General features: G+C 53.6%; 5 protein-coding genes and 1 pseudogene. 3 read left to right on the top strand and 3 right to left on the bottom strand.

The window, feature by feature from the left end; translation table 11 throughout:
* Positions 1-22: 22 nt before the first annotated feature.
* A pseudogene (locus PDO_RS27855) lies at positions 23-183 on the top strand (ISAzo13-like element transposase-related protein); the annotation flags it as partial.
* 337 nt (positions 184-520) lie between these two features.
* On the opposite strand, the gene sctX reads toward PDO_RS27855, so the two are convergent.
* Positions 521-901 (bottom strand): type III secretion apparatus assembly protein SctX, encoded by a 381-nt coding sequence (sctX, locus tag PDO_RS09530; protein WP_007600951.1) that lies wholly within the window; start codon positions 899-901, stop codon positions 521-523.
* Between the two features lie 12 nt (positions 902-913).
* Positions 914-2,539 carry a hypothetical protein gene (locus PDO_RS09525; RefSeq protein ID WP_007600949.1) on the bottom strand — a complete coding sequence of 542 codons (1,626 nt, stop codon included), beginning with the start codon at positions 2,537-2,539 and terminating at the stop codon, positions 914-916.
* A gap of 678 nt (positions 2,540-3,217) precedes the next feature.
* Here PDO_RS09525 and PDO_RS09515 point away from each other — a divergent pair.
* Together PDO_RS09515 and PDO_RS09510 are read left to right on the top strand one after the other, a co-directional pair.
* Entirely contained in the window at positions 3,218-4,378 is a 1,161-nt protein-coding gene (locus PDO_RS09515) for a hypothetical protein (RefSeq protein WP_007600933.1), read from the top strand.
* 30 nt (positions 4,379-4,408) lie between these two features.
* Complete coding sequence (locus PDO_RS09510; RefSeq protein WP_007600931.1) at positions 4,409-4,654, top strand: hypothetical protein; 246 nt, start codon at positions 4,409-4,411, stop codon at positions 4,652-4,654.
* A gap of 463 nt (positions 4,655-5,117) precedes the next feature.
* Here PDO_RS09510 and PDO_RS29005 read toward each other — a convergent pair.
* Positions 5,118-5,365 (bottom strand): transposase (locus PDO_RS29005; protein WP_037073219.1); only part of this gene is annotated, 248 nt, incomplete at its 5' end.

Raw genomic sequence — 5,365 nt, 5'->3', positions numbered from 1 at the left:
CAGGTCTCATTAGTAGTTCCAGGCAGCGGGCAAGACCGCCATCTCTGTCGATAAGCAGAAGAAGAATTGGTTAGCGACTTCAAGAATGGTGGGCGCGAGCTGCGGCCCAAAGGCGATCCCGTTCACGACTTCAAGACACCCGAACTCGGCAGAGTCACGCCATACGTCGTCCGCGCCATGGCTTCCCCCTCTTGTCGGTGGCCCGTTTCACAATAGCATCGGGCACGTAGATAGCGATGTATATCAATGACTGTGGGCGTGACCGAGCGAACATGTTTGGCCGCATCGGCCTCTAGGCCATCAAGGTCTGACAAGGCACCGACAAAATCATTCGCCAAAAACCGAAGCAGAGCGCGCGCGAAACGCGCGCCCTGGCCCTCGTCTCCCAAGGCAAGAAGTGCTTCAACTAAAATTAGCGCACGTGCCAGATAACCATGTCGTGCCAAGACAAAAGCAGTTAGCATAAGATAGTCCCGCTGTCTGCCAGAGAGATTTTCCCGTCCCAATACTCGCTTCACGGTCAGCCTCTCAAAAGGGCCGCGAGAGCGGACTGCACTTCTTCATCGAGCGTCATCTCCTCTGCGATCAGCGTTCTAGCGGCTTCAAGTGCAATACGGTCCTGGCCGGAAACCTGAACCGCTGCCGCCTCCAGCAACAGTCGTGTCTCCTGGCGGGTTTCTGCCAGAATGCCCGGCTCCAGGAGATCAGGGTCGATACGTATGGGTTGCAGCAGGCTGGTCAAACGTTCATCAAGAGTTGGCCGCCGAAGGATTTTTTCGAGTTCACGCGCGTTGGGTTCAAACCGCGGCGCGCTCTTGCCCTCAGCCGGCAAGTGTTCTTGATCTCCAACACGCCAGCGCGATATACTTTCGATACCGAAGTCCAGACGACGGGATAGCATTTTTGGCACCGATTAAGTTTGAGCGATTCGCAGGAGTGTCTCAGTCAATCGCTGCAGCAGGCTGCTTGCAAGATCGAAATGCCTGTTTTGCTCCTGGTTCAAACCCGAAATATTGTTTGTCATGATCTGGCTTTGCTGGTTGATCAAGCTGACAGAGTCAGAAATTTGCGAAGAAAAGATATTCCAGTCCGACTCGGTCTTCTGGTCCAGATTGTATGTTTCCGAACCTGTCGTCTTTTCCAGAATTGTTTCGAGAGGCCGCGTGACCCCGCGCAAAGCTTCGATCGGATGGGCGCGATTCTTGGCCGTACCCGACAGGCTCGTATCGAACATGACGAGCGCGCGAAGTTCCTCAACGGTGAGATGGCTCGAAGTGAGTGTGGCGGTACTTCCGGATTTTAGTCTGACCGTTGTTTTCTCTCCCCTGCCTGCAGCATCTCTGAGTTCTTCTTCGTCTTCGCCCACGGCGCCCTCTTCGCCGCCTTCGTCAACTGCCGCGGCAGGGGAGTAGCTTTTCAAAACATCGTTCATCATGCGCTGGATTACCGCATAGTCTTTAAGCAACTCGTTCTGCTGCTCCAATTCAACCGTCAAAATTGCAACTTCAGCAGCCTTTTGAAGGTCGTAAGTCAATTGCAATGCCGAAATCATCTTGGGTAAATCCAACGCGCTGCTGATTTTAGGCACATCAGCCCGCTGTTTCTTCGTATCAAGGACGCGCTGCTCCTGCTCCACGAGTGTGGTGAGGGCAGAAAGAATGGACGAATTGTTGTCAAGACTGCTAAGACCGGCGACGACATCGCCATCCCCTGCATCGCTGACAGATGCTTGGGATGCGGCCACCTCGAACACAACCAGGCGTTTAAATCGCTCGGCAATGCTTTCGATCTGAGTTCGGATATTTACCTCCGAAATAAGGGCGCTTATGTTGACAAATTCTCTGATCAACAGCAGCTGTTCCGTAAATATACTGCTGTGCGCACTTGCTTGTTCATTAATCGCTGCAATTGCGAGGTCGATCAGATTATTCGCAGCTGCTCTTGCTTCGGCCAGACTACCATAGATGGTAACACCCCAGCTGAGTTCCAGATTGGTCCTAACCTCAGCCGGTATAGTCTGGCCGGTAGTCGAAACACTGTTCAGATAGTTGAGAATCCTCTCCTGATCAGCGGGTGCCAATTGCGCAATGTCGTTCTTGGTGAGCCTCTGCAAGACCAAAACGACTTGCCCAGGCTGACCACTTCGACCACGCCGGTCCTGACCAAGCACGACATCAATTCTATCGGCGCCAGTGCCCAGAACGAGGCTTCCGTTGAAGCGGTTGAGAAGCTCAAGCTGGTGCGCAGAATGAAGCCCCTCAAAAAACTGCTTCGTCAGAAGAGCCGCATCGATCGTTTGCAGATCAATTGGGTTCCCGTTGGCATCTTCAGGCGACTGCAGCCGCGTGTCGACAGAGGATCCATCGAAAAAGGGATATAGCTGACGATACAGCGCTTCGAGATCTGCATCGGTGCCGCCGCCACTCGCCGAGCCTGGGATGTGGTGGGTAGGATTTATGCCGCCTGCGGGCGGATTCGGAAATTCAACCCCCCCAAATGACACACGCGCTGTTGTCGACGTCTGCGTAGCACTTGTCATGCGATTTTCCTGTCTATAAATGCAAACGATGACGATCGGAGCCGACGATAGGCCGCGCCCGACCTTGCGCGAACGCGCTGCCACTCGACCGACTTACAATAGCTTCTTTCACTTCGTCCGCCCCAACGCAGCTCGACACGGAGCGCACGGCCATACGCGCATGCATTTGTTCGACTTGCAATTGGAGATCAGTGACCCTGTCGGCTAACGTTTCCAACGAATCAGCACTGATAATTTTTACGACAAGTCGGCAACAATCGGAGTCCTGCAGCGGCAACACCGCCAGCAATTTCACCAACACGCGCTCGATTTCAGCGAATACATGGACTATCCCAACGTCTCGGCATGCCGCATCACGACGGAAACCGCGCAATTTGGACTCGACGGCCTCAATCTGGCTGCGTGTTGCCGCGTAGTAACTCAGATCCGTTCTCCCTCGCGATCTCAAACCAGCATCTCCTTCTTCAGCATTCTGTCCACCCTAGACTATAGGCGCAACGAAATGACCGGTGTGCCGTTTGGCACAGAAGTTGCGGTAAAAGACAATTAACGTTTTCTATGTCGCCTGTGTGCGGCCTGCGGCCTTAAGTTGTTCTAAACGCCCCAGCGGATAGCGATCCACAAGTCGGAGGCGAAACATTGGAAGACGTTAACGTAAGATTGCAGCGGATTCCGCCTATGAGCGTGTTACCCATTGTTGGGTTGGAATTGGTTGAACCATCGCGCGGCACCCGCAAGGGGCATGCTGCGACAACTGTTCGCACGCAATCAGACCTGACAAACATTCTAGAAGAGATTGGCAATTCCGTCGGCAAACTTGCCGACAAGCGCTTACTCGGGACGGTCAAACAGCGTCATGGGACAGCTGTTAACAAGAACGCCCTGAAACGAATTGCCGATTATTATGATAAATTACCCGACGCGCCGAGTGAGGATAAACTCAGCGATCTTGTCAATCGGCTACAATTATTGATCGATCTTCGGCAGCAGAGGGAAGGTGAAGACGGCCAACGGGTCGCCACTGACGAGATATTACAGACATTGGCCGCCGCCGATAGTGACGAAAGAAATCAATACATGCTTTTACAGGGCGCCCGCATCCATTTTGAGAGCAATACCGGCGCAGATGCTTTGATCGGCTTGCTCGATAAGGTTGAGCAGTCCTTTAACGAGAGCGGGATCGCCCTCGATGTTCGGGCTGACTATGCGATGTTATCCCATGCCAGCAAGGTTGCTCCGTCCGCTGGTCTCCAACCCGAGGTGTTGCGTGATCGATACCGCGAGATGCTGCTCAGTGGTATGAACCTCGGACAATTGTTCTACACGCTTTCCGACTTGTATAAGCGCCTGAGCTTTCATGCGGCCGTGGATGTCTTCCTGAAGGCCGCCGGCGACGACCTAGAGGCGGTATCCAATGCAAGTGACCGCACTTTCCTTGGCGCGCTACTTAAGCAACTCGGCATCTTGAAAACAATGCGTACGGTTTACGAATCGGCCACCGGCTTTCTCGACAAGATGGAGCGTTTGTTTCCCAATTTTTCCAACGGTGCCAAAGCCGGCGGACCAGCTGCGTTGGTCGGAGAACTGCTGACCTTTTGCTCTGAGCATCAAGCGAGCGTTGAGACCGGCCGCAAGATCCTAAAACCGTTCGACAATGCCGCCGCCAAGTCCAGCGAGCGAGTCGTTTTTTTTAATGGTCTGCTCGATCTGCACAGGGACATGCCAGATCATGCGTTTCCTTCCCATCAGGCGCGCTTGATGCAACTGAGCGTCCTCACCGCAGTTTGTAGCGATCTTACAGAAATAGAAGAAAGGGCTTTTGAAGCTAGCAAGTCGTAGACTGTATGAACAATAGGAAGGCGAAACTGTATGGGATTTTCAGGCGGGGCGTTGAATGTGATCGGGGAGTTTGCCGGAAATATGCGGATCCACCATATCGTTCCGGCCGCCGACGATAGTTTCACCTTCGAGATCGAGAGTGTCGGAATCTTGTGTTTCACGCCGTCTGCGGATGGTTCGCGCGCACTGATCAGCCTCAAGCGCATGTCTACCAATCCCGATACTGACGATTTGAAGAGATTTATGACCCTGTCTCGGTGGGACGCATATTTTTAGTTTATCGATCAACGCAGGTATGAGTGCTGACAACAGCCTTATCCTGGTAGCAAGCATTGAGGAGTCGGCGATGAACCTGCAGCTGGTCGAGCAATGCCTGGATTGTCTGAATTCTCTCCACGACAGCTGGGCAAGCGGTTGATTGAAGTGTGCCGTTTACACGTTTGGCAGCCTGTTGAGGAGGTAATTACCCCCCAGGGGAATCGCATTTGAAAAAATGTATGGTCCGCCCCGTCCGTGCAAGGGTTCGCGACATCGCAAATGACGATTCCAGTTGCATAAATGTATCCGGCCTCTCGCGAGTGGACTGCGGTTGCAGCCAGGCCATGATGAGATCCGCACACTCCGTTCCCAATAAATGGTTCGGGCACGAAAGCCCGCTTTTTTTTGCACAGGGCTTACGGCATGTTGATCCACTGTTTCGTCATCACTATTCCCGAGCCTTGCAATCGAGCTTGGATCCTCAAGTGAAGACAGGGTCTCTGCGTTCGTAGAGTGCTCCAGGCCTGGTCAGGACGACCCAGACGATCCGGGCCATTTTTGCGGCAAGTGCGACAACAGCTTTGTTGGGGTGCATCCGAGCCTGAAGGCCATCCAGCCAGCTCCCCAATCGATCTCGTGTTCGGTCGAGGTGCCGAAAGCAGGATCGTGCTCCATGTACGAGGAGCTTGCGCACATAGCGGTTCCCCCGCTTGCTGATGCCGAGAAGGG

The organism is Rhizobium sp. PDO1-076, assembly GCF_000247475.1.
Taxonomy (GTDB): Bacteria; Pseudomonadota; Alphaproteobacteria; order Rhizobiales; family Rhizobiaceae; genus Allorhizobium.
Note: the sequence above shows the minus strand (reverse complement) of the source record. Positions and strands in the feature narration are given on the sequence as shown.